Raw genomic sequence first — 22018 nt, forward strand, 5'->3', positions numbered from 1 at the left:
TGTTGCCCGGGCAACAGTCGGACAGCAGCGCTGTTGCGTGGCTGACAGGCCGAGGCCGGAAACCCGCCGCAACTGCCCGGAAAATGCACATTTCCCCGTTGGTACGGCCCTTGCTCCAGGGCACTGCACCTAGCGCAACAGTCCACAGGGAAATCCCATGACCAGCCCCTTCAAAGTCGTCGCCGTCTCCGGCGGCACCTATCGCCCGTCCCGCACCCTGGTACTCACCCAGGCCCTGATCGCCGAGCTTGGCCAGTCGTTGCCGATCGACAGCCGGGTCATCGAGCTGACCGACATCGCCGCGCCGCTGGGCGCTACCCTGGCGCGCAACCAGGCGCCGGCGGAACTGCAGGCGGTGCTCGACGAGATCGAAAGCGCCGACCTGCTGCTGGTCGCCTCGCCGGTCTACCGTGGCTCCTATCCGGGCCTGCTCAAGCACCTGTTCGACCTGATCGACCTCAACGCCTTGATCGACACCCCGGTGCTGCTCGCCGCCACTGGCGGCACCGAGCGCCACGCGCTGGTCCTCGACCACCAGTTGCGCCCGCTGTTCAGCTTCTTCCAGGCGATCACCCTGCCCATCGGGGTCTACGCCAGCGAGGCCGACTTCGACAACTACCGGATCGTCAGCGAGCCGCTGAAGGCGCGCATCCGCCTCGCCGCCGAGCGCGCCGCGCCGCTGTTCGGCGGACGCTCCGAACTGTTGAAGATCGCCTGAGGTGCGCCGATGAACGTGTTCTGGTTCCTCCCGACCCACGGCGATGGCCACTTCCTCGGCACCAGCCAGGGCGCGCGGCCGGTCTCGCTGCCTTACCTGAAGCAGGTGGCACAGGCGGCCGACAGCCTTGGCTATCACGGCGTGCTGATCCCCACCGGACGCTCCTGCGAGGACTCCTGGGTGGTGGCCTCGGCGCTGGCGCCGCTGACCGAGCGCCTGCGCTTCCTGGTGGCGATCCGTCCGGGAATCGTTTCGCCGACCGTCTCGGCGCGGATGGCGGCGACCCTCGACCGCCTGTCCGGCGGGCGCCTGCTGATCAACGTGGTCACCGGCGGCGATCCCGACGAGAACCGCGGCGACGGCATCCATCTCGGCCACGCCGAGCGCTACGAGGTCACCGACGAGTTCCTTCGGGTCTGGCGGCGCGTCCTGCAGGGCGAGGCGGTGGACTTCCACGGCAAGCACATCCACGTGGAGAACGCCAAGGCGCTCTATCCGCCGCTGCAACGGCCGTATCCGCCGCTGTACTTCGGCGGTTCCTCGGAGGCCGCCCACGAACTGGCCGGCGAACAGGTGGACGTCTACCTGACCTGGGGCGAGCCGTTGCCGGCGGTGGCGGCGAAAATCGCCGACGTGCGCCAGCGAGCGGCTCGCCATGGGCGTACGGTGAAGTTCGGCATCCGCCTGCATGTGATCGTCCGCGAAACCGCCGAAGAAGCCTGGCGCGCCGCGGACAGGCTGATCGAACACATCTCCGACGAGACCATCGCCGCCGCGCAGCAGTCCTTCGCCCGTTTCGACTCCGAAGGCCAGCGACGCATGGCCGCGCTGCACGGCGGCCGCCGCGATCGCCTGGAGATCCAGCCGAACCTCTGGGCCGGGATCGGCCTGGTGCGCGGCGGCGCCGGCACCGCGCTGGTCGGCGATCCGCGGCAGGTGGCGGAGCGCATCGGGGAATACGCCGAGCTCGGCATCGACAGCTTCATCTTCTCCGGCTATCCGCACCTGGAAGAGGCTTACCGCTTCGCCGAACTGGTCTTCCCGCTGCTGCCCGAACCCTACGCCAGCCTGGCCGGCCGTGGGCTGACCAACCTGACCGGGCCGTTCGGCGAAATGATCGCCAACGACGTGCTGCCGGCTCGCGCCGGCGCTTGAGCAGCCGGGCCCCCGAGGAGAAACCCCCTGTGAATGCGAAGACCCGCCCCGAGGCGCAAACGCCGTTGCAGATCGCCCGGCGCCTGGCCGCCGATTTCGCCGAGAACGCCGCCGAGCGCGACGTCGCCGGCGGTACCCCGAAGGCCGAGCGCGACGCGTTGCGCCGCAGCGGCCTGTTGTCGCTGATCATCCCGCGCGAATACGGCGGCCTGGGGGCGAGCTGGAGCGAAACCCTGCAAACCGTGCGCGAACTGGCCCGGGTCGACAGCTCGATCGCCCACGTCTATGGCTTCCAGCACCTGATGCTGGCCACCGTGCGCCTGTTCTCGCGGCCCGAGCAATGGCAGCCGTGGTTCGAGCTGACCGCGCGCAACCGCTGGTTCTGGGGCAACGCGCTGAACCCGCTGGACAACCGTACCGTGGCCCGGCGCTTCGACGGCTGGCGCGAGTTCTCCGGGAAGAAGAGCTTCTGCTCCGGCGCCCGCGATTCGGAGATGCTCATCGCCTCGGCACTGGACGGCGAGGGCGGGGCGCTGCTGATTGCCGCCATCCCCACCGCGCGCAGCGGTATCAGCCTGGGCCAGGATTGGGACAACATGGGCCAGCGGCAGACCGACAGCGGCAGCGCGATCTTCGAGCGGGTGCGGGTGGAGGAGAGCGAGTTGCTGCTCGATCCCGGGCCGCTGAGCACGCCGTTCGCCTGCCTGCGGCCGCTGATCGCCCAGTTGATCTTCACCGAGGTGTTCCTCGGCATCGCCGAAGGCGCCTTCGAGGAGGCTCGCCAGTACACCCTGCGCGAAGCGCGACCGTGGTTCCGCTCCGAGGTCGCCGAGGCCAATGCCGACCCCTATGTGCTGGCGCGCTACGGCGAATTCTGGGTCGGCCTGGAAAGCACCCGGGCGCTGGTCGAGCGCGCCGCGCAGCGCCTCGACGCCGCCTGGTCCAAGGGCCCGGCGCTGGACGCCAGCGAGCGCGGCCAGTTGGCCCTGGCCATCGCCGCCGCCAAGGTCGCCGCGACGCGCAACGGCCTCGACCTGTGCAACCGCATGTTCGAAGTCACCGGCGCCCGCTCCACTCACGCCGCCCTGCGCCTGGACCGCTACTGGCGCAACCTGCGCACCCAGACCCTGCACGACCCGCTGGACTACAAGATCCGCGAGCTGGGCGACTGGGCGCTGAACCAGTCACCGCCGCAACCGACCTTCTACTCATGAACGCTTCTACCCGTACTCCCGACCGGCTGCTGACGCTGCCACGTTCGCCGAACCTGGCGACCTCGATCCGCGCCACCGCCCAGGTCTTCGAGGATCCGAAGTCCCAGGCCCTGCTCGAACACCTGCGCCAGGTGGCGCCGAGCGAGGCCAGCGTGCTGGTGATCGGCGAGACCGGCACCGGCAAGGAACTGGTGGCGCGGCATATCCACAACCTCAGCGCGCGGCGCAACGGCCCGTTCGTGGCGGTCAACTGCGGGGCCTTCTCCGAGTCACTGGTGGAAGCCGAGCTGTTCGGCCACGAGAAGGGCGCCTTCACCGGCGCCCTGGCGGCCAAGGCCGGCTGGTTCGAGGAGGCCAACGGCGGCACCCTGTTCCTCGACGAGATCGGCGACCTGCCGATGCCGATCCAGGTCAAGTTGCTGCGCGTGTTGCAGGAGCGCGAGGTGGTGCGCCTGGGGTCGCGCAAGAGCATCCCCATCGACGTGCGCGTGCTGGCGGCGACCAACGTGCAACTGGAGCGGGCGATCAATGCCGGGCACTTCCGCGAGGACCTGTACTACCGGCTCAATGTCGTCAGTCTCGAACTGTCGCCGTTGCGCGAGCGACCCGGCGACATCCTGCCGCTGACCCGCCACTTCATCGCCGAATACAGCCGTCGCCTGGGCTACGGCCAGAGCCAGTTGAGCCCGGAGGCGGCGCAGAAGTTGCGTGCCTATTCCTGGCCGGGGAACATCCGCGAGCTGGAGAACGTCATCCACCATACCTTGCTGATCTGCCGCGACGGGCTGATCCGCGCGGATGACCTGCACCTGTCCAACCTGCGCCTGGAGCGTGGCGAGGAGCTGGCGCGCGGGGGCCCGGCGAGCGGCGCCGCCGAGCACTTGTTGCAGCAGGCTTTCCAGCGTCTGTTCGAAGAGCAGGGCGAGAACCTCCATGGGCGGGTCGAAGATGCCCTGCTGCGCGCGGCGTACCGTTTCTGCCACGGCAACCAGGTGCATACCGCCAACCTGCTGGGACTCAGCCGCAACGTCACGCGCACGCGGCTGATCGCCATCGGCGAACTGGTGGTGAACAAGCGCGGTGGCCAGCGGATCGATGGCGAGCGGGCGGTGCGGTTGTCGATCTGAGTTCAGGCGCTCGGGATCGCGGCGGGTAAGCGCAAGCGGTTATTCGGCCAACCTCCCGCGACTATCCGCCGTGCCGGCGCTGCGGCATTCGCCCAAACCCAGCCGGGCGCAGTAGACTCGGCGCTTTGCGGAGCGTCTGGCTCCGCGCTCTGCGCCAGGTGGAACTGCCCGATGCCCGATACCTCTCCCGATCTGCCGGCCATGTCGCCGCTCGCCGTCTATCGCCAGGCCGTGGAACAGCGCGGTTTCGCTCCCGACGAGGCGCAGCGGCGCGCCGCCGAGGCGCTGGAGCGTTGTTTCCAGGCCCTGCACGAAGCTCACCGCCACGGCGCGATCCAGGGCGTCTACCTGTGGGGACCGGTAGGACGCGGCAAGACCTGGCTGATGGATCACTTCTACCAGTGCCTGCGCGTGCCCGCGCGGCGCCAGCACTTCCACCACTTCATGCAATGGGTGCACCAGCGCCAGTTCGAACTGACCGGTACAGCCGACCCGTTGCGCGCCCTGGCCCGCGAGTTGGCGCGGGACGTGCGGGTGCTGTGCTTCGACGAGCTGTTCGTCAGCGATATCGGCGACGCCATCCTGCTCGGCAGCCTGCTGCGCATCATGTTCGAGGAGGGCGTGGTGCTGGTGGCCACTTCCAACCAGCCACCGGAGCAGTTGTACGCCGACGGTTTCAACCGCGAACGCTTCCTCCCGGCGATCGAGGCGATCCAGCGGCACATGGCGGTGGTCGCGGTGGATGGCGGCCAGGACCACCGCCTGCATCCCGGCCGGGCCGAGCAACGCTACTGGGTGGTGGAGGCGGGGCAGGCGAGCGGTTTCGCCGAACTCTTCGCGCGCCTGAGTGCCGGCGAAGCGGCATCCACGCAGCCCATCGAACTGGGGCACCGCCCGCTGGCGGTGCACCGGCACAGCGAATCGGTGCTCTGGTGCAGCTATGCGCAGCTCTGCGAGGCGCCGCTGTCGGCGCTGGACTTCATCGGCCTTTGCGACCGCTACCGGGCGATCCTGATGGACGACCTGCCGTGCCTGAGCGCCGGCCAGCGCGAAGGCCGCATAGCCCGTGGCACCGAGGACGGCGCGCAACTGGTGGAGGCGGGTGATCGCGAATTGCCGCAGTTGTCGGTGCACGACGACGGCGTGCGGCGCTTCATCGCCCTGGTGGACGAATGCTACGACCGCAAGGTGCCGCTCTACCTGGAGGCCAGGGTGCCGTTGGAGGCACTTTATACCGAGGGCTACCTGGCCTTCGCCTTCCGTCGCACCCTCAGCCGGCTGCGCGAGATGCAGCTGGCACGCTTCGGCAGCGACAGCGCCGGCTAGCGCCGCGCCGCCGAAGCGGGAACTGCGGATGGCCGCCCGCGCTCATCCGCCGGCCAGGCCGAGGCTCAGTAGCCGTGCCGGCGCAGCAGCGCGTCCATGTCTTGCGCCGCCGGGCGGCCCTGGAACTTCAGCAGTTCCGAGGTGCGGTTGGTGAAGAAACCGTCGACGCCGGCCGCGCCTAGGGCCTTGAAGTCTTCCGCCGAGTCCACCGAGTAGGCATGGATGAACAACCCGCGCGCGTGGGTCATGCGGTTCATCCAGGGTTTCACCAGGTCGGCGTAGCTCTGTTCGCCGCGTTCGCTGAGGGTCGCCGAGGGCCCGGTGCCCAGCGCGCCGTGGGCCTTGGCCCAGTCCAGCCAGGCGCCGAACTCGGCTTCGGACTTCACTTCCTGCCTGGCGTAGAAGGCCGCCTTGTCGGTTTCCCCGGATTCCTTGAAGGTCACTGGCGAGCGGGCTTCCAGGTAGCCGTCACCGAGCCACAGCAGGAGAATCTTCGGCACTTGCGGCATGCTTTCTTGCAGCAGTTCCAGGCTGCTCTTCTCGAAGGTCTGCAGGATCACCCGGCCATTGCCGTGGGCCACGTCGACATGCCCGGCGGCGGCGCGCTCGCGGGGTTGCAGCCAGCCGCGGCGTTCCAGCAGCTTGCGCAGGTCGTCTTCGATGCCGGGGAATTGCGCCGGTACCTTGGTCTCCAGGTACAGGCCCGGCTTGTTGGCACCGCCCTCGGCGATGTCGAGCATCTCGTCGAGGGTGAGGATGCGCAGGCCGACGAAGCCGGGCCGGGCGCGCTCGGGGAAGGCGCGATTGAACCAGGAGCCGGCGTCCAGGCGCTTGAGTTCGGCGAGAGTGAAGCTGCTCACCGGGTCCTTGGCGCGCTCCGGGAAGACCTCGGCGACGTCGGTGGTGCGCTCCAGGGTGTCGTCGTGGAGGGCGACCAGCACGCCGTCGCGGCTGCGCTGCACGTCGGCTTCCAGGTAGTCGGCGCCGAGGTCGCGGGCCAGCAGGTAGGCCGCGGCGGTTTCCTCGGGGGCGTCGTACGAGGCGCCGCGGTGGGCGATGACCGCCGGCCAGGGCACGCCGGCGGCGGCGCTGAGGGCCTTGCCGGACGGCTCCGCGGCCTGGGCGGCGAGCCCCGCCGTCAGGCCGAGGAGGCCCAGGGTCTTGAATGTTCCTTGCCAGAATCTTTGCCGCATGAGGCGCCTTTCCTTCTTTCTTTTTCACGGGATTGCCGACCAGTCTGGCGTCGCCGGATGACCGGAGGACGACAGATACAGGTCTGTCCGGCGCGGGGAAAGATGCGCTGTCGCGGCGACGCTGGTTCCTGTCGCCCTCGGCAAAGCGCCAGCCCTCCCAGGCCGGGAGGGCGGATTCTACAGGCGTTTGTTCAGCAGGCGGGCCAGGCGGTCGCCGCCGAACTGGATCAACGTGACCAGCAGCACAAGGACGATGATCACGGTGAGCATCACCTGGGTGTCGAAGCGCTGGTAGCCGTAGCGGTAGGCCAGGTCGCCCAGGCCGCCGGCACCGATCGCACCGGCCATGGCCGAGGAATTGATCATGGTCACCAGGGTGATGGTGAAGCCGCCGACGATGCCCGGTCGCGCCTCCGGCAACAGTACGTTGCAGATGATGTGGCGGCGTTCGCAGCCCATCGCCTGGGCCGCCTCCACCAGGCCGTGGTCGACTTCGCGCAGGCTGACCTCGGCGATCCGCGCGAAGAACGGCGTGGCGGCGATGGTCAGCGGCACCACCGCGGCCCAGACTCCATAGCTGGTGCCGACGATCATCCGGGTAAAGGGAATCAGCGCCACCATCAGGATCAGGAAGGGTACCGAGCGCAGCACGTTGACCAGACCGCCCAGGATGCGATTGAGCAGGCGCGCCTCGAAGATCCCGCCCGGCCCGGTGGTGACCAGCACCAGGGCCAGCGGGATACCCACCAGCAGGACGATGGCGGAGGACGCGCCGATCATCAGCAGCGTATCGAGGAAACCTTGCCAGAGCCGTTCAAGCATGGGCGACATGGCCGAGCACCTCCACCTTGTCCGCCACCAGCGCGGCCTTGGCCAGCACGCCGGGAAGCTCGCCGGGCGGCGCGCCGACCTGTAGCAGCAGGCGCCCCAGGGCGCGGCCCTGGATACGCTCTATGCCGCCGTGGAGCAGGTCGACGCGCTGGCCGATGGCCCTGGCGATGGCCAGCAGGTCCGGCACCCGTCGGCTGGCGCCGGTGTACTGGAGATCGAGCAGCACCGGGTCGCCGGCGCCGGGAGCCTGGCGCAGGCGCGCCTGGAGGTCGGCCGGGAGGGCGGCGCGCAGGCTGCCGAGCAGGCTTCGGGTGACGGCATGGCGCGGATCGCCGAAGACTTCCCAGACTTCGCCCTGTTCGACGATGCGGCCGCATTCGAGGACCACCACGCGGTCGCAGATCTCGCGGATGACCGCCATCTCGTGGGTGATCAGGACGATGGTCAGGCCCAGCCGGCGGTTGATGTCGCGCAGCAGCGCGAGGATCGCCTGGGTGCTCTCCGGGTCCAGCGCCGAGGTGGCTTCGTCGCAGAGCAGTATCTGCGGCTGGTGCACCAGCGCGCGGGCGATGCCGACGCGCTGTTTCTGCCCGCCGGAGAGCTGTGCCGGATAGGCGTCGCGTTTTTCCTCCAGGCCGACCAGTTGCAGCAGCCCGGCGACCCGCTCCTCGATCCGTGCCCGGGGCACCCCGGCCACCCGCAGCGGCAGGGCGATGTTCTGCCGCACGGTCTTGGCCGACATCAGGTTGAAGTGCTGGAAGATCATGCCGATGCGTCGGCGCAGGGCGACCAGGCGCTGGCCGTCGTAGCCGCCGATGTCTTCGTCGTCGATCAGCACCTGCCCCTCGCTGGGACGCTCCAGGCGATTGAGGGTGCGGATCAGCGAGGACTTTCCGGCGCCGCTGCGGCCGATGATGCCGAACACTTCGCCGCGGCGGATTTCCAGGTCGATCTCCCGCAGGGCCTGGACTCCACCGGGGTAGCGCTTGCCCAGGCCGTGGAGACGGATGTGCGGCGTGGAGGCGCGCGTGTCGGGCGCCGTCGGGAACGGTTCGAGGGGCAGCAGGCTCGGGGGAACGGTCATGGCCGTCACTCCCAGCCCGGCTGGTACAGCGTGCCATGGGCCTTGTCCAGCGCGGCGCGGACCACCGGTGAATGCTGGTAGATGTCGACGAAGTGCGCCAGGCGGCCATCGCGGTCCTGGTAGTCGCCGCGGGTGACGAACTGGATCACGTATTCCCGGTTGTCGATCCCGTCGAACAGCAGTGCCCGGGTCGGGTCGATGGTCCCGGCCAGGCGCAGGTAGTGCGGGTAACCCTGGGCCAGGTCGAAATCGTCGAGGGCGCGCGCCAGTTGCACCGCCTCCAGCTCGGTGATGCGGATGTCCTTCGGGTTGTCGACGATATCGTCGAGGGTCGCCTTGTAGCCGACGCCGTCCCTGAGCTTCAGCAGGCCGGCCTTCTGTAGCAGTTGCAGGCCGCGGCCGCCATTGATCGGGTCGTTGGCGATGGCCACGCTGGCGCCTTCCGGCAACTCTGCGAGGCTGGCGTAGCGCTTCGAATAGAGCCCGACGTTGTTGATGATCCCCGGCGCGAACGGCTTCAACTGGAAGCCGCCTTCGCGGTTGGCGTTTTCCAGGAAGGGCACGTGCTGGAAGTAGTTGGCGTCGATGTCGCCCTGGGCGAGGGTGATGTTGGGGGCGTTCCAGTCGCTGAACTCGACCAGTTCGACCTTCAGTCCCTGCTTGCCGGCTTCGCTCACGGCGACTTCCAGCGGCGGGGCGAAGGCGGCGGTGGTGCCGATCTTCAGCGGGGCGTCGGCGGCCTGGGCCGGGCCGCTGCCGAGGAGGACGGCCAGGCTCAGGGTTTTCAGGGTGTTCAGCATGGTGGGCTCCTGAACGAAAGGGAAAGTGGGGTCAGGCCTGGCGCTGGCGCGCGGCCGGGGGCTGGCGGAAGGCGGCGCCGGCGTGTTCCGCCTGCAGGCGCGCGCGGCCGCCGCCGAAGAGCTTCTCCCGCAGGGTGCCGGGTGCGTAGGCGGTCTTGTAGCTACCGCGTGCCTGCAACTCGGGCACCACCAGGTCGATGAAGTCGGCGTAGCTCTCCGGCTCCACGGTGCGGGTCAGGTTGAAGCCGTCCAGGCCGGTATCGGCGATCCAGCCTTCGAGGTCGTCGGCGACCTGGCGCGGGTCGCCTACCAGGGTCACGTAGCGGCCGCCCAGGGCCAACTGGTCGAGGAGCTTGCGCACGGTGGAGTCGGTGCGCGCCACGGTGAGGTTCTTCACCACCGACTCGATGGCGTTGTTCTTCTCGTAGCGGATCGGCTCGTCGAGTCCGTAGCGCGACAGGTCGATGCCGCTGGAGCTGGCGAAGTGCGCCAGGCCGGCCTCGGGGCTGGCGTAGCGGCGGTACTCGGCATGCTTGTCGCGGGCCTCGGCCGCGGTGGCTGCGACGATCACGTTGATGCCCATGAAGATCCTGATGTCCTCGGCGCGACGGCCGGCGCCGACCACCGCCGCGCGGATGCGCTGCACCAGTTGGCGGGTGGCCTCGCGGGTCTGTCCGGAGACGAACACGCATTCGGCGTGGCGCGCGGCGAAGGCCAGGCCACGCTCCGAGGAGCCGGCCTGGAACAGCACCGGGGTGCGCTGTGGCGAGGGCTCGGCGAGGTGGTAGCCCTCGACCTGGTAGAACTCGCCATGGTGGCGGATCTTGTGGATCTTCTCCGGCCGCGCGTAGACCCGTCGCTGGCGGTCGGCGAGCACCGCGTCGTCTTCCCAGCTGCCCTCCCAGAGCTTGTAGAGGACCTCCAGGTACTCGTCGGCGCGGTCGTAGCGGCGGTCGTGCTCGATCTGCGCGGACTGGCCCATGGCCTGGGCCGCGCTTTCCAGGTAGCCGGTGACGATGTTCCAGCCGATCCGCCCGTCGCTCAAATGGTCGAGGGTCGAGAGCCGCCGGGCGAACGGGTAGGGCGCCTCGTAGGTGAGGTTGGCGGTGACGCCGAAACCCAGGTGCTCGGTGACCCCGGCCATGGCCGAGACCAGCATCAGCGGGTCGTTCACCGGCAACTGGACGGCTTCGCGGGCGGTCACCTCGATGCCGCCCTGGTAGACGTCGTAGACGCCGAGGATATCGGCGATGAACAGGCCGTCGAACAGGCCGCGCTCCAGCAGCCGGGCCAGCTCGGTCCAGTGGCGCAGTTTGCGGTAGTCGCTGGAGCGGTCGCGCGGGTGGGTCCAGAGGCCGTGGTTGATATGGCCGACGCAATTCATGCTGAAGGCGTTTAGGAGAATCTGCTTCTTGCTCATGGCGGTTCCTTCGGCGTTCAGAGCGTGCCGCGGCGTGGCGGCAGGCGGCCGTTGAGGTAGTAGTCGCCGACCGCGTGGTACTTCCAGCGCACCGGGTCGTGCAGGGTGTGTACGCGGGCGTTGCGCCAGTGGCGGTCGAGACCGAGTTCGGCGAGACAGGCGCGGCTGCCGCCAAGCTCGATCAGCTTGCTGCCGGCCAGCAGGGCGACCTCGGTGGTCAGCACGCGGGCTTCGGCGACGGCGATCGAGGCGGCCGCCACGCTTTCCGCGTCCGGCTCGGCGGTGGCCCGGTCGAGCACCCGCCCGGCACGCTCCAGCAGCGCTTCGGCGGCGTGCAGGCGGATCGCCAGGCGGCCGATCTCATGGATGGTCAGTGGGTCGTCGCTGGCCTTGTCGACGCCGGAGTCGACCCAGGGCCGGGCGCGCTCGCGGACGAAACGCAGGGTGTCCTCGAAGGCGCCGCGGGCGATCCCGGCGTCGATCGCCGCGTGGAGGATCTGTGCCAGCGGGCCGACGGTGGTCGGGCGCTCGAAGGCGTCCTGGAACGAGACCACGTCCTCGGCGGCCACCGCTACCCGGTCGAACAGCGCCGAACCGCTGCCGGTGGTGCGTTGACCGAAGCCGGACCAGTCGTCGACGATTTCCAGCCCGGCGCTGTCGCGCGGGACGAAGGCCAGTTGCTGGCGGCCCTCGTCGTCCACCGCCAGGGTCGGCACCCGCTGCGCGTAGAGTGCGCCGGTGCAGTAGAACTTGCGCCCGTCCAGGCGGTAGCCGTCGCCGTCGGCGCGCAGGCGGGTACGGCGCTCGCTGGCGGTACGCGTGCCGATCTCGGCCAGGGCGTTGCCGAAACGCTCGCCGGCCAGGGCGGCGCCGAACAGGCGACCTTTCTGCGCCGGCGAGCCGTTCACCCGCAGCACTTCGAGGGCGTAGAAATGGTTCTGCGGAATCTGCCCCAGGGAACTGTCGGCGGCGCTGACGATCGCCACCACCTTCGCCAGGGTCACCCGCGAGACGCCGGCCCCGCCGTATTCGCGGGGCACCGCGATGCCCCACAGGCCGGAGCGGGAGAACAGTTCCAGTTCTTCCAGCGGCAGGCGCCGCTCGCGGTCGCGCTGGATGCTTTCGCGGGCGAACAGGGCGGCCAGCTCGCGGGCCGTTTCCAGGGCTTCGTCGTCGCTGCCGATGCGATGGGCAGCGGCCGTGGGATTGTCGCGCGTAGCGTGTGCGAGGCTCATCGGGCGCTCCTCAGATCCATGAGTGACGCGCCGGACGGGCGCCGTTCAGGTAGTAGTCGCCGACCGCGTGGACTTTCCAGCGCACCGGGTCGTGCAGGGTATGGGTGCGGGCGTTGCGCCAGTGCCGGTCGAGGTTGAACTCGGCGAGCGTGGCACGGCTGCCGGCCAGCTCGAAGAGCTTCTCGCTGGCGGCCAGGCTGATCTCGGTGCTCAGCACCTTGGCCTCGGCCACGGCGATCGAGGCGCGTGCCGCCGACTCGGCGTCCACCGGCCGCGCGGCCACTTCGTCGAGGACCTGGCCGGCCTTCTCCAGCAGGGCGTTGGCGGCGTGCAGCTCGATTTGCAGGCGGCCGACCTCGGCGATGCTGTAGAGCTCATCGCTGGCGCGTTCGACCTGGGCGTCGATCCAGGGCCGGCTGCGTTCGCGGACGAAAGCCTGGGCGTCGTCCAGCGCCGCCTGGGCGATGCCGGCGTCGATGGCGGCCTGGATCAGTTGCGAGACGGCGCCCTGGAGGCTCGGGATCTCGGCCAGCAGGCCGTTGTGGATCAGCATGTCGCCGGCTACCGGAACCTCGTCCAGCAGTACCGTGCCGCTGGCGGTGGTGCGCTGGCCGAAGCCGGACCAGTCGTCGACGATGCGCAGGCCGGGAGCGCCGCGCTCGACGAAGAGCATCACCGCGCGTTCTTCCTCGTCGATGGCCTTGACCGCCACCCAGTGGGCGAACAAGGCGCCGGTGGAGTAGAACTTCTCGCCGCTGACCCGGTAGCCGTCGCCGTCGCGACGGACCCGCGCCTTCAGCTCCAGGGTGTGGCGGGTATTGCGCTCCGGGCCGGCGTTGGCCAGCCGGCGGCCGTCGAGGATGCCACGGAACAGCTTGCGTTTCTGCGCCGGGCTGGCGACGTTGTCGATCACGCTGAGCAGGCCGAACTGGTTCTGCGGAATCTGTCCGAGGGCCGGGTCGGCGGCACAGATGACGCGGAACACCTCGGCCAGGGTCACGTGGGAAACCTGCGCGCCGCCATGGGCGCGGGGAATGCCGATGCCGCCCAGGCCGAGGCGGGTGAAGAGTTCCAGTTCCTGCCAGGGCAGGCGTCGTTCGCGGTCGCGTAGCGCCGCTTCGCGACGGGCCAGTCCGGCTACCTCGTGGGCGGCCTGCAACGCCTGGGCGTCGTTCTCGATGAGGCGTGCCGGGAGTAGCCGGGGCGCCTGGTCACGAAGATCCTTGGGTGCGGTTTCGTCGGTCATGGTTCAGCCTTGCAGCGTGGTGGTTCCGCCAGCGGCATCGGTGTGGCGCGGCTCGCGGGTTCGGTGGTGCGGGTGGAACGCCTGGAGGAGGGAGGGGAAACAGGCGGTAACGACATGCTCGCTGGGCACCTCTGGCAGTTCGGATAGGTGGCTGGCGCGATCGCCAAGCCTCTGCCGGGTCTGTTTGCACAAGCCGTGCCGTTTGCTAATCCATAGAAAAATCAAAGAGTTGGAGGTTTTCTCCAACAGTTTCTGCTGGTCCGCGGGCGCTGCCTGTTGCTCCGCTGTTGCCAGGGCAACAGTTACCGGCGGATTACAGCCGGATGCCGCGCGCCAGCGCCGTGCTGCTAGGGTGATAGGGTTTCGCGCGCGGCGGCCTGGCGCGCGTCCACCCACTCGGATCGTCGAAGGAACTCCCATGCAGAGCGCTAACGCTTCAGAACTCACCACCGACATCGCCGTGATCGGCGGCGGCGCGGCCGGCATCGGCGTGATCGCCAGCCTGCTGAAACGTTCGCCGGGGTTGCGTATCAGCCTGATCGAGCCGGCGGACACCCACTACTACCAACCGGGCTGGACCCTGGTCGGTGGCGGCGCCTACGCACAGGGCGACACCGCGCGGCCGATGGCCGGGCTGGTCCCGCCCGGCGTGGAGTGGTTGCGCACCCGCGTCGAGCGGGTCGACCCCGAGGCGCGCCGACTGTTGCTGGAGGGCGGCGACAGCCTGGAATACCGCAACCTGATCGTCTGCCCCGGCCTGCGCCTGGCCTGGGAGCGCATCGAGGGCCTGGAGGAGACCCTGGGGCGCAACGGCGTCACCTCCAACTACCGCTACGACCTGGCGCCCTACACCTGGGAGCTGGTGCGCGGCCTGCGCGGCGGCAAGGCGCTGTTCACCCAGCCGGCGATGCCGATCAAGTGCGCCGGGGCGCCGCAGAAGGCCATGTACCTGTCCTGCGACCACTGGCTGCGGGAGGGCGTGCTGCAGGACATCGAGGTCGAGTTCGACCTGGCCGGCGCGGCGTTGTTCGGTGTCGCCGATTTCGTTCCGCCGCTGATGGAGTACGTGCGCAAGTATTCGGCCGAGCTGGCGTTCAATTCCAACCTGGTGAAGGTCGACGGCGCGGCGCGCAAGGCCTGGTTCGAGGTGAAGGACGCCGACGGCAACACCAATCTGGCGGAAAAGGACTTCGACCTGCTGCACGTGGTGCCGCCGCAGCTGCCGCCGACCTTCGTCGCCGCCAGCGGCCTGGGCGACGCGGCCGGCTGGTGCGAAGTCGACCCGGCGACCCTGCAACATGTCCGTCATGGCGAGATTTTCGCCCTCGGCGATGTCTGCGGCACCGCCAACGCGAAGACCGCGGCGGCGGCGCGCAAGCAGATCGTGGTGGTGGCCGAGAACCTTCTCGGCCTGCGCAGCGGCCGTGGCCTGCCGCTGCGCTACGACGGCTACGGCGGTTGTCCGCTGACCGTCGAGCGCGGCCGGGTGGTGCTGGCGGAGTTCGGCTATGCCGGCAAGCTGCTGCCGACCTTCCCGCTGGAGCCCACCGCGGCCAGCCGCTTCGCCTGGCTGCTCAAGCGCCACGTACTGCCCTGGGTGTACTGGAACGCCATGCTCAAGGGCCGGGAGTGGCTGGCGCGGCCGGGGCGCTAGACCGGGCGGCAGCCCTCGGCCTGACCCTCCGCACGGCCGGCCTCAAAGCTCGTGGGCGAACGGCAGGTCCGGCCCCACCCGCGAGCAGGTGACCGCCGCCGCGCGGATGGCGAAGGCGAGCATCGCGTCGATCGCTTCCCGCGACAGCGCGGCTAGCCCGGCCGGGCTGTCGGCGTCGAGGCGGCGGAGGTAGGCGAGGGTCGCCGCCTGGAAGGTATCGCCGGCGCCGACCGTATCGCGCAGTGGCAGGGCGGTATCCGCCGGGCGACTCCAGCTGCCGTGGGTGCAGTGCACGCTGGCGCCGGCCCCGCCGTGGGTGACGAAGACCAGCCGGCAGCGCGGGTTCAGCCAGCCGCGGGCCACCTCGCCGGGGTCGCGCCCGGGGTAGAGCAGGGCCAGGTCTTCCTCGCTGGCCTTGATCAGGTGCGCATGACTGGCGAAGGCCTCGACCCGGCGCCGCCAGAGGTCGATGTCCGGCTGCGGGTCGAGGCGCACGTTGGGATCCAGGCTGACCAGGCGCCGGCCGCTCTCGCGCCGGACCAGCGCCAGCAGGGTGTCGGCCACCGGTGTCACCACCAGGGTATAGGAGCCGACGTGCAAACCGCGTATCCGCCCATCCAGCGTCGGCAGGTGTTCCAGGCGCACCTGGCGGTCGGCGCAGCCGTCGCCGCGGAACTGGTATTGCGCCGAGCCGCTGGCGTCGAGGCCGACCATCGCCAGGGTGGTCGGGGCGTCGCTGGGCACCAGGAAGCCGCAGTCCACGCCTTCTTCTTCGAGCACCCGGCGCAGCCGCGTGCCCAGGTAGTCGCTGGACAGCCCGCCGAACAGCGCCGCCTCCACGCCCAGCCGGCGCAGGCCGACGGCGACGTTGAACGGCGAGCCGCCGGCGATCGCGGTGAAGCCCAGCTCGTTGCTGCGCGCAGCGCTTTCCAGGCTGAAGACATCGAAAAGGGCCTCGCCACACACCAGGTACATGCAGATCTCCAAAACGCCAGAAGAGGAAGGAAAGCGACCATTATCGCGGAGGCAGGTGCTCCAGGTAACGCCGGTAGGCCTGTTCGTAGGCCGCCTGTTGTCGCGCCTGGGGCTGGGTGCGGGTCGACTCGTCGAGCGCCACGCAGCGCCGGCACAGGGCTTCCAGGCTTTCACCGGCGCCGCTTTCGCGGCCCAGGCTCCAGGCCGCCTGGAGCGCCGCGCCAAGGGCGGCGGCCTCGGTCTGCCGCGGACAGACCAGCGGCAGGCCGAGCAGGTCGGCGAGCGTCCGCCGCCACAGCGGGTTCTTCGCCGCGCCGCCGACCAGGCGGATTTCCTCGCCCGGCAGGCCGCTGGCGCGCAGCAGGTCGAGGCCGTAGCGCAGGCCGAAGGCGGTGCCTTCGAGCACCGCCCGGCAAAGATTGGCGCGGCTCAGGTTGGCCGCGGTCATGCCATGCAGGCTGGCGCTGGCATGCGGTAGCGCCGGAACCCGCTCGCCGTCGAAGAACGGCAGCATCAGCAGACCCTCGGCGCCGACCGGCGCCTGGGCGGCCAGCCGGGAGAATTCGTCGAGGTCGAGGTGCAGCAGGTCCTGTACCAGGCCGCAGGCGCCGGTGAGGTTCATCGTGCAGGCCAGCGGCAGCCAGCCGCCGGACGAGGCGCAGAAGGTCGCCAGCTCGCCGTGCGGACTGACCAGCGGCCGCTCGGCATAGGCGCTCAGGGTGCCGGAGGTGCCCAGGCTGGCGGTGAGCAGGCCGTGGCGGATGTTGCCGGTGCCGATGGCGGCGAGCATGTTGTCGCCGCCGCCGCAGGCGACCCGCGTGTGGGGAGCCAGGCCGAGGGCGGCGGCCGCTTCGGGGCGCAGGTTGCCGATGCAGGCGCCGGGCTCGATCAGCTCCGGCAGCGCCGCCGCCAGGCGTCCGCCCGGCTCGACCAGCTCCAGCACGTCGCTGGCCCAGGTGCGCCGGCGCACGTCGAAGTAGCCGCTGCCGGAGGCGTCGCCCGCTTCGCTGCAGACGCGGCCGGTGAGCCAGTGGTTGAGGTAGTCGTGGGGCAGGAGGATGTGCGCGACGCGGGCGAACAGCTCGGGAAAGCGGCGCCTGCTCCAGAGCAGCTTGGACAGCGTGTAGCCCGGCGCGAGCACCAGTCCCAGGCGTTCCAGCGAGCCGGCCGGGCCGCCGAGGGCTTCCAGCAGCTCGCGGTTCTCCGCCGCGCTCTCGGTGTCGCACCAGAGCTTGGCCGGGCGCAGCGCCCGGCCCTCGGCGTCGAGCAGGAGCAGCCCATGCTGCTGGGCGGAAACCGCCAGGGCGCGGACCTCGCGGCCGTCCACCGCGGCTTCTTCCAGGGCCATGCGTACCGCGCTGGCCATGGCTTCCAGCCAGTCCGCCGGGTCCTGCTCGCGGCGTCCGTCGCGGCCTTCCGGCGGGCGCTGCGCGGCGCTGCCCAGGCCCAGCGTGCGGCCGCTGCCGGCGTCGAGCAGCAGCGCCTTGCTACCCTGGGTGCCGCAATCGATGCCGAGGAACAATCCGTGCATGCGGCCCTCCGGAGTCATTCGCCGAGTACCTGGCGCAGGGTTTCGCTGACGCCGTGTCGGCGCAGGCTGTCGTAGAGCCGCTCGAAGGCCTCGACGAAGGCCGCCGAGGCCGGGATCGCCGGGCCGAACACGGTCTCCACGCCGAGCAGGCGCCGGCCCAGGCCGTGGCGTTCGGCAACCAGCGCCTGGCATTCGGCGGCGCGCGGATCGGGAATCGGGTAGCGTTCGCCATGCTCGTCGACCCCGCCCAGGTACAGCGCCCAGGCCGCCACCACCAGGGCCACCCGTTCCAGCGGCCGGCCGGCGGCGATCAGCCGATTGGCGGTGGGGACGATGAACTTGGGAAACTTCGACGAGCCGTCCGAGCAGACCCGTTCCAGTTGGTCGGCGATGGCGCGGTTGGCGAAGCGCTCGACCAGGCTGTCCTTGTAGCGTTCCAGGTCGATCCCCGGTACCGGTGCCAGCAGCGGGGCCACGTCGCGGTCCATGAAGGCCCGCACGTAGCGGCGCAGCAGCGGGTCGCCGAGGGTCTCGTGGACGAAGCGGTAGCCGCGCAGGAAGCCTAGGTAGGTGAGCGCCAGGTGGCTGCCGTTGAGCAGGCCGATCTTCATCTCCTCGTAGGGCGTGACGTCGTCGGTGAACTGCACGCCGACCTTTTCCCAGGCCGGGCGCCCAGCGCTGAAACGATCTTCCAGCACCCATTGCACGAAGGGTTCGCAGACCACCGGCCAGGCGTCTTCCACGTCGTGCCGTTGGGCCAGTTGGCGGCGGTGGGCGGGGCTGGTCATCGGGGTGATGCGGTCGACCATGGCGTTGGGAAAGCTGACGTGCGTCGCGATCCAGCGCGCCAGCCCCGGGTCGAGCCGTTCGGCGAAGGCCAGCAGCGCCTTGCGCGCCACCTCGCCGTTATGCGGGAGGTTGTCGCAGGACATCACGGTGAACGCCGGCACGCCTGTGTCGCGGCGCCGCCGCAGAGCCTCGCAGAGAAAGCCGAAGACCCCGCGCGGGGTCCGCGGGTTGGCCAGGTCGTGGCGCACCAGCGGCAACTCGGCGAGGAACTCGCCGCTGCCATCGTCGATGCAGTAGCCGCCTTCGGTGATGGTCAGCGAGACGATGCGGATGGCCGGCTCGGCAAGTTTTTCCAGCAACGCCTCGGCGCCGTCCTCGGCGAGCAGCATGCCGCTGATGGCGCCGATCACGCGGACCTCGGTGTCCGGTTGGTCGCCCAGCTCGTAGAGGGTGTAGAGGTAGTCCTGGGCGGCCAGGGCGTCGTGCATGGCGCGGTCGTCGCTGCGCAGGCCGGCGCCGCAGATCGCCCAGTCGAGGGCTTCGCCGCGGTTCATCAGGGCGTCGGTGTAGGCCGCCTGGTGCGCGCGGTGGAAGCCGCCGACGCCGATGTGGACGATGCCCTGGCGCAGTTGCGCGGGGTCGTAGGACGGGCGGGCGACAGCGGTCGCCAGCAGGGGGAGGTGCTGCCGGTTGAGTTTCATCGGTGGGTTCCCGCTGGCGGCTTCAGGCCGCCTGTTGCAGTCGTTTGTCGAGGGCCTGGCCGTTGCTGTCGAACAGGTGGCAGTGCTCCGGATCGAAGCCCAGCTCCAGGGGGGCGCCGTAGTCCGGTGCGAAATCGCCGCGCACGCGCAGGGTGAGCATTTCCCCCGAGTCGGCGCGGACATGGCAGAAGCTGTCGCTGCCCAGGCGCTCGCTGACGTCGGCGGCGACCCGCAGCAGGCCCTGGAAGGCATGGCCCGGGCGGGCGATGTTCAGGTGTTCCGGGCGGATGCCGAGGGTCACCGGGCTGCCGGTGGCCAGCTCGCCGGCGCATAGCGGCAGGCCGACGCGCGCGCCGCATTCGAGGGCGACCTCGCAGCGCTCGCCCTGGTTGCGGCTGAGATGGCCGCGCAGGAAGCCCATCTTCGGCGTGCCGAGGAAGCCGGCGACGAACAGGTTGGCCGGATGGTGGTAAAGCTCCAGCGGCGAGCCGACCTGCTCGACGCGCCCGCCGTTGAGCACCACGACCTTGTCCGCCAGGGTCATCGCCTCGACCTGGTCATGGGTCACGTAGATCATGGTCGCCGCCAGTTCCTGGTGCAGCCGCGCCAGTTCCAGGCGCATCTGCACGCGCAGGGCGGCGTCGAGGTTGGACAGCGGTTCGTCGAAGAGGAATATCTTCGGGTTGCGCACGATCGCCCGGCCGATCGCCACCCGCTGCCGTTGGCCGCCGGAGAGCTGGCGCGGCTTGCGCTCCAGCAGCGCTTGCAGTTCGAGGATGCGTGCGGCGGCGTCGACCTTGGCGGCGACCTCGCGCTTGTCGACGCCGGCCAGGTCGAGGGCGAAGGAGAGGTTCCTGCGCACCGTCATGTGCGGGTACAGCGCGTAGGTCTGGAAGACCATCGCCAGGTCGCGTTTCGCCGGCGGGGTGTCGGTGATGTCCGTGCCGTCGAGGGTGATGCTGCCGCCGCTGGCCTCTTCGAGGCCGGCGATCAGGCGCAGCAGGGTCGACTTGCCGCAGCCGGAGGGGCCGACGAAGACTACGAACTCGCGGTCGCGGACGTCGAGGTCGATGCCCTTGATGATGGCCTGGCCGTCGAAGCCTTTCTGCAGGTTGCGGATCTTGAGATCAGCCATGGCGGAATACCTCCGTGGACGAAAGGATGGGGATGCGCTTCATTTCACGGCGCCGAAGGAAAGGCCGCGTACCAGCTGCTTCTGGCTGATCCAGCCGAAGACCAGGATCGGCGCGCAGGCGAGGGTGGAGACGGCCGAGAGCTTGGCCCAGAACAGTCCTTCGGGGCTGGAATAGGAGGCGACCAGGGCGGTCAGCGGGGCGGCGGCCGAGGAGGTCAGGTTGAGCGACCAGAAGGCCTCGTTCCAACACAGGATCAGCGACAGCAGCAGGGTCGAGGCGAGCCCGCCGCGGGCGATCGGCAGCAGTACGCGGACGATCTCCTGCCAGGTGCCGGCGCCGTCCAGGCGCGCTGCTTCGAGGATGTCCACGGGGATGTCCTTGAAGTAGGTGTACACCATCCAGACCACGATCGGCAGGTTGATCAGGGTGTAGACGATGATCAGCGCCAGCCGCGAATCGAGCAGGCCGAACTGCTTGGCCAGCAGGTAGATCGGCATCAGTACGCCGACCGGCGGAAGCATCTTGGTCGACAGCATCCAGAGCAGCGTGCGCTTGGTGTGGCGGGTCTCGAAGAAGGCCATGGAGTAGGCCGCCGGCACCGCGACGAGCATGCACAGGAGAGTCGCCGAGGAGGAGATCAGCAACGAGTTCCAGGCGTAGGCGAAGTAGTCGCTGCGCTCGTTGATGTGCAGGTAGTTCTCCAGGGTCGGCTGGAAGATGAACTGCGGCGGCGTGGCGAAGGCGTCGATCTCGCTCTTGAAGCTGGTCAGCAGCATCCAGAAGATCGGGAAGAACAGCAGCAGGGCGATGCCCCAGCAGAGCAGGCCGAGCAGGGCATTGCGCAGGCGGCGGGATTGCTTGAGTGTCAGCATGGCGGGTTCCTCAGCTGCGCTCGGTAAGGTTCTTGCCGATCATCCGCACCAGCACGATGGCGGCGATATTGGCGATCAGCACCGCGATCAGGCCCCCGGCCGAGGCCATGCCGACATCGAACTGCAGCAGCGCCTGGTTGTAGATCAGGTAGGCGAGGTTGGTCGATTCGTAGCCGGGGCCGCCGCTGGTGGTGGTGAAGATCTCGGCGAACACCGAGAGCAGGAAGATCGTCTCGATCATCAGCACCACCGCGATGGGCCGCGCCAGGTGCGGCAGGGTCAGGTGCCAGAAGATCGCCAGCGGACCGGCGCCGTCGAGGCGGGCAGCCTCCTTCTGCTCCTGGTCGAGGGACTGCATGGCGGTCATCAGGATCAGGATGGCGAAGGGCAGCCATTGCCAGGAGACGATGAGGATGATCGACAGCAGCGGATAGTGCGCCAGCCAATCCACCGGCTCGGCGCCGAACAGGCGCCAGACGGCGGCGAGGATGCCCGAGACCGGGTGGAAGATCAGGTTCTTCCAGAGCAGCGCGCTCACCGTCGGCATGATGAAGAACGGCGAGATCAGCAACACCCGCACCGCGCCGCGGCCGAAGAATTCGCCGGCCTCCAGCAGCGCGGCGATGAGCACGCCGAACGCCACGCTGATCGCCAGCACGCTGCCCACCAGCAGCAGGGTGTTCAGCGCGCCGGGCAGGAAGCCGGCGTCGGTGACGAAGAAGGTGAAGTTCTCCAGGCCGACGAAGGCATTCTCGCCGGGATACAGCAGGTTGTAGCGGATCAGCGAGAAATACAGGGTCATGCCCAGGGGCACGATCATCCACAACAGCAGCAGCGCCACCGAGGGGCTGACCAGGAGCCAGCCAGGGCCGCGCCGGCGGCGCTGGAGACGGCGGCGGGCGGGACGGGCCGGGAGCGGGGTATCGAGGGCCGAGGTGTTCATGGCGACTCCGTCTGGATCTTCAAGGACAAGCGCTCGAGCAGCGCCGCGCCGGGCGCGGCTGCGCCCGG

19 protein-coding genes are annotated in these 22018 nt (G+C 69.6%); 6 read left to right on the top strand and 13 right to left on the bottom strand.

Annotated elements, in window-relative coordinates:
* Positions 1–157: 157 nt before the first annotated feature.
* From msuE to zapE, 5 genes are all read left to right on the top strand, one after another.
* Positions 158–718 carry an FMN reductase gene (gene msuE / locus AC1RB9_RS13595; protein ID WP_003089470.1) on the top strand — a complete coding sequence of 187 codons (561 nt, stop codon included), beginning with the start codon at positions 158–160 and terminating at the stop codon, positions 716–718.
* 9 nt (positions 719–727) lie between these two features.
* Positions 728–1873: an FMNH2-dependent alkanesulfonate monooxygenase gene (gene ssuD / locus AC1RB9_RS13600; RefSeq protein WP_003450936.1), complete on the top strand. Its 1146-nt coding sequence runs from the start codon at positions 728–730 to the stop codon at positions 1871–1873.
* A 29-nt stretch (positions 1874–1902) separates the two neighbouring features.
* Complete coding sequence (locus AC1RB9_RS13605) at positions 1903–3087, top strand: acyl-CoA dehydrogenase family protein (protein WP_003104714.1); 1185 nt, start codon at positions 1903–1905, stop codon at positions 3085–3087.
* On the top strand, positions 3084–4214 hold the full coding sequence (locus tag AC1RB9_RS13610; protein WP_003111445.1) for a sigma-54 interaction domain-containing protein: 1131 nt from the start codon (positions 3084–3086) through the stop codon (positions 4212–4214). Before AC1RB9_RS13605 ends, AC1RB9_RS13610 begins: the two co-directional genes overlap by 4 nt.
* Positions 4215–4385: 171 nt before the next feature.
* On the top strand, positions 4386–5540 hold the full coding sequence (gene zapE, locus AC1RB9_RS13615) for a cell division protein ZapE (protein ID WP_003450933.1): 1155 nt from the start codon (positions 4386–4388) through the stop codon (positions 5538–5540).
* A 65-nt stretch (positions 5541–5605) separates the two neighbouring features.
* On the opposite strand, the gene AC1RB9_RS13620 is transcribed toward zapE, so the two are convergent.
* The 7 genes from AC1RB9_RS13620 to AC1RB9_RS13650 all read right to left on the bottom strand — a co-directional run bounded on the left by AC1RB9_RS13620 (position 5606) and on the right by AC1RB9_RS13650 (position 13349).
* On the bottom strand, positions 5606–6733 hold the full coding sequence (locus AC1RB9_RS13620) for a glycerophosphodiester phosphodiesterase (protein WP_003122702.1): 1128 nt from the start codon (positions 6731–6733) through the stop codon (positions 5606–5608).
* A 177-nt stretch (positions 6734–6910) separates the two neighbouring features.
* A complete protein-coding gene (locus AC1RB9_RS13625) occupies positions 6911–7564 on the bottom strand; it encodes a methionine ABC transporter permease (protein WP_003111646.1) in 654 nt (217 codons plus the stop codon).
* A complete protein-coding gene (locus AC1RB9_RS13630; protein WP_010895607.1) occupies positions 7548–8657 on the bottom strand; it encodes a methionine ABC transporter ATP-binding protein in 1110 nt (369 codons plus the stop codon). The genes AC1RB9_RS13625 and AC1RB9_RS13630 overlap by 17 nt, the downstream gene beginning before the upstream one ends.
* The gene (locus AC1RB9_RS13635) at positions 8654–9448 is read right to left on the bottom strand and encodes a MetQ/NlpA family ABC transporter substrate-binding protein (protein WP_003450929.1); all 795 of its coding nucleotides are present in this window, start codon (positions 9446–9448) and stop codon (positions 8654–8656) included. The genes AC1RB9_RS13630 and AC1RB9_RS13635 overlap by 4 nt, the downstream gene beginning before the upstream one ends.
* 31 nt (positions 9449–9479) lie before the next feature.
* Positions 9480–10868 (bottom strand): LLM class flavin-dependent oxidoreductase, encoded by a 1389-nt coding sequence (locus AC1RB9_RS13640; RefSeq protein ID WP_003450926.1) that lies wholly within the window; start codon positions 10866–10868, stop codon positions 9480–9482.
* 17 nt (positions 10869–10885) lie between these two features.
* Positions 10886–12103: an SfnB family sulfur acquisition oxidoreductase gene (locus AC1RB9_RS13645; protein WP_003117854.1), complete on the bottom strand. Its 1218-nt coding sequence runs from the start codon at positions 12101–12103 to the stop codon at positions 10886–10888.
* 10 nt (positions 12104–12113) lie between these two features.
* A complete protein-coding gene (locus AC1RB9_RS13650) occupies positions 12114–13349 on the bottom strand; it encodes an SfnB family sulfur acquisition oxidoreductase (protein ID WP_003106870.1) in 1236 nt (411 codons plus the stop codon).
* A 418-nt stretch (positions 13350–13767) separates the two neighbouring features.
* Here AC1RB9_RS13650 and AC1RB9_RS13655 point away from each other — a divergent pair, with 418 nt between their 5' ends.
* Positions 13768–15003, top strand: a complete 1236-nt coding sequence (locus AC1RB9_RS13655) for an NAD(P)/FAD-dependent oxidoreductase (RefSeq protein ID WP_003106867.1) — start codon at positions 13768–13770, stop codon at positions 15001–15003.
* Between the two features lie 42 nt (positions 15004–15045).
* On the opposite strand, the gene AC1RB9_RS13660 is transcribed toward AC1RB9_RS13655, so the two are convergent.
* From AC1RB9_RS13660 to AC1RB9_RS13685, 6 genes are read right to left on the bottom strand one after another with little or no spacing between them, the layout of a single operon-like run.
* Complete coding sequence (locus tag AC1RB9_RS13660; RefSeq protein WP_003106865.1) at positions 15046–15978, bottom strand: carbohydrate kinase family protein; 933 nt, start codon at positions 15976–15978, stop codon at positions 15046–15048.
* Positions 15979–16018: 40 nt separating this feature from the next.
* A complete protein-coding gene (xylB, locus tag AC1RB9_RS13665) occupies positions 16019–17527 on the bottom strand; it encodes a xylulokinase (protein ID WP_073651883.1) in 1509 nt (502 codons plus the stop codon).
* Positions 17524–18999 (bottom strand): mannitol dehydrogenase family protein, encoded by a 1476-nt coding sequence (locus AC1RB9_RS13670; RefSeq protein ID WP_003105368.1) that lies wholly within the window; start codon positions 18997–18999, stop codon positions 17524–17526. The genes xylB and AC1RB9_RS13670 overlap by 4 nt, the downstream gene beginning before the upstream one ends.
* Before the next feature lie 22 nt (positions 19000–19021).
* Positions 19022–20134 (bottom strand): ABC transporter ATP-binding protein, encoded by a 1113-nt coding sequence (locus AC1RB9_RS13675; RefSeq protein ID WP_003450918.1) that lies wholly within the window; start codon positions 20132–20134, stop codon positions 19022–19024.
* 39 nt (positions 20135–20173) lie between these two features.
* On the bottom strand, positions 20174–21007 hold the full coding sequence (locus AC1RB9_RS13680; protein ID WP_003105365.1) for a carbohydrate ABC transporter permease: 834 nt from the start codon (positions 21005–21007) through the stop codon (positions 20174–20176).
* A 10-nt stretch (positions 21008–21017) separates the two neighbouring features.
* On the bottom strand, positions 21018–21950 hold the full coding sequence (locus tag AC1RB9_RS13685) for a carbohydrate ABC transporter permease (protein ID WP_003105364.1): 933 nt from the start codon (positions 21948–21950) through the stop codon (positions 21018–21020).
* Positions 21951–22018 lie beyond the last annotated feature (68 nt).

The organism is Pseudomonas sp. 20-5, from assembly GCF_056782835.1.

What these genes read in the sequence shown, in the direction of transcription:
- msuE (WP_003089470.1), top strand. Translation starts at nt 158, where the DNA reads ATGACCAGCCCCTTCAAAGTCGTCGCCGTCTCCGGCGGCACCTATCGC.
- ssuD (WP_003450936.1), top strand. Translation starts at nt 728, where the DNA reads ATGAACGTGTTCTGGTTCCTCCCGACCCACGGCGATGGCCACTTCCTC.
- AC1RB9_RS13610 (WP_003111445.1), top strand. Translation starts at nt 3,084, where the DNA reads ATGAACGCTTCTACCCGTACTCCCGACCGGCTGCTGACGCTGCCACGT.
- zapE (WP_003450933.1), top strand. Translation starts at nt 4,386, where the DNA reads ATGCCCGATACCTCTCCCGATCTGCCGGCCATGTCGCCGCTCGCCGTC.
- AC1RB9_RS13620 (WP_003122702.1), bottom strand. Translation starts at nt 6,733, where the DNA reads ATGCGGCAAAGATTCTGGCAAGGAACATTCAAGACCCTGGGCCTCCTC.
- AC1RB9_RS13625 (WP_003111646.1), bottom strand. Translation starts at nt 7,564, where the DNA reads ATGTCGCCCATGCTTGAACGGCTCTGGCAAGGTTTCCTCGATACGCTG.
- AC1RB9_RS13635 (WP_003450929.1), bottom strand. Translation starts at nt 9,448, where the DNA reads ATGCTGAACACCCTGAAAACCCTGAGCCTGGCCGTCCTCCTCGGCAGC.
- AC1RB9_RS13640 (WP_003450926.1), bottom strand. Translation starts at nt 10,868, where the DNA reads ATGAGCAAGAAGCAGATTCTCCTAAACGCCTTCAGCATGAATTGCGTC.
- AC1RB9_RS13645 (WP_003117854.1), bottom strand. Translation starts at nt 12,103, where the DNA reads ATGAGCCTCGCACACGCTACGCGCGACAATCCCACGGCCGCTGCCCAT.
- AC1RB9_RS13650 (WP_003106870.1), bottom strand. Translation starts at nt 13,349, where the DNA reads ATGACCGACGAAACCGCACCCAAGGATCTTCGTGACCAGGCGCCCCGG.
- AC1RB9_RS13655 (WP_003106867.1), top strand. Translation starts at nt 13,768, where the DNA reads ATGCAGAGCGCTAACGCTTCAGAACTCACCACCGACATCGCCGTGATC.
- AC1RB9_RS13660 (WP_003106865.1), bottom strand. Translation starts at nt 15,978, where the DNA reads ATGTACCTGGTGTGTGGCGAGGCCCTTTTCGATGTCTTCAGCCTGGAA.
- xylB (WP_073651883.1), bottom strand. Translation starts at nt 17,527, where the DNA reads ATGACTCCGGAGGGCCGCATGCACGGATTGTTCCTCGGCATCGATTGC.
- AC1RB9_RS13670 (WP_003105368.1), bottom strand. Translation starts at nt 18,999, where the DNA reads ATGAAACTCAACCGGCAGCACCTCCCCCTGCTGGCGACCGCTGTCGCC.
- AC1RB9_RS13675 (WP_003450918.1), bottom strand. Translation starts at nt 20,134, where the DNA reads ATGGCTGATCTCAAGATCCGCAACCTGCAGAAAGGCTTCGACGGCCAG.
- AC1RB9_RS13680 (WP_003105365.1), bottom strand. Translation starts at nt 21,007, where the DNA reads ATGCTGACACTCAAGCAATCCCGCCGCCTGCGCAATGCCCTGCTCGGC.
- AC1RB9_RS13685 (WP_003105364.1), bottom strand. Translation starts at nt 21,950, where the DNA reads ATGAACACCTCGGCCCTCGATACCCCGCTCCCGGCCCGTCCCGCCCGC.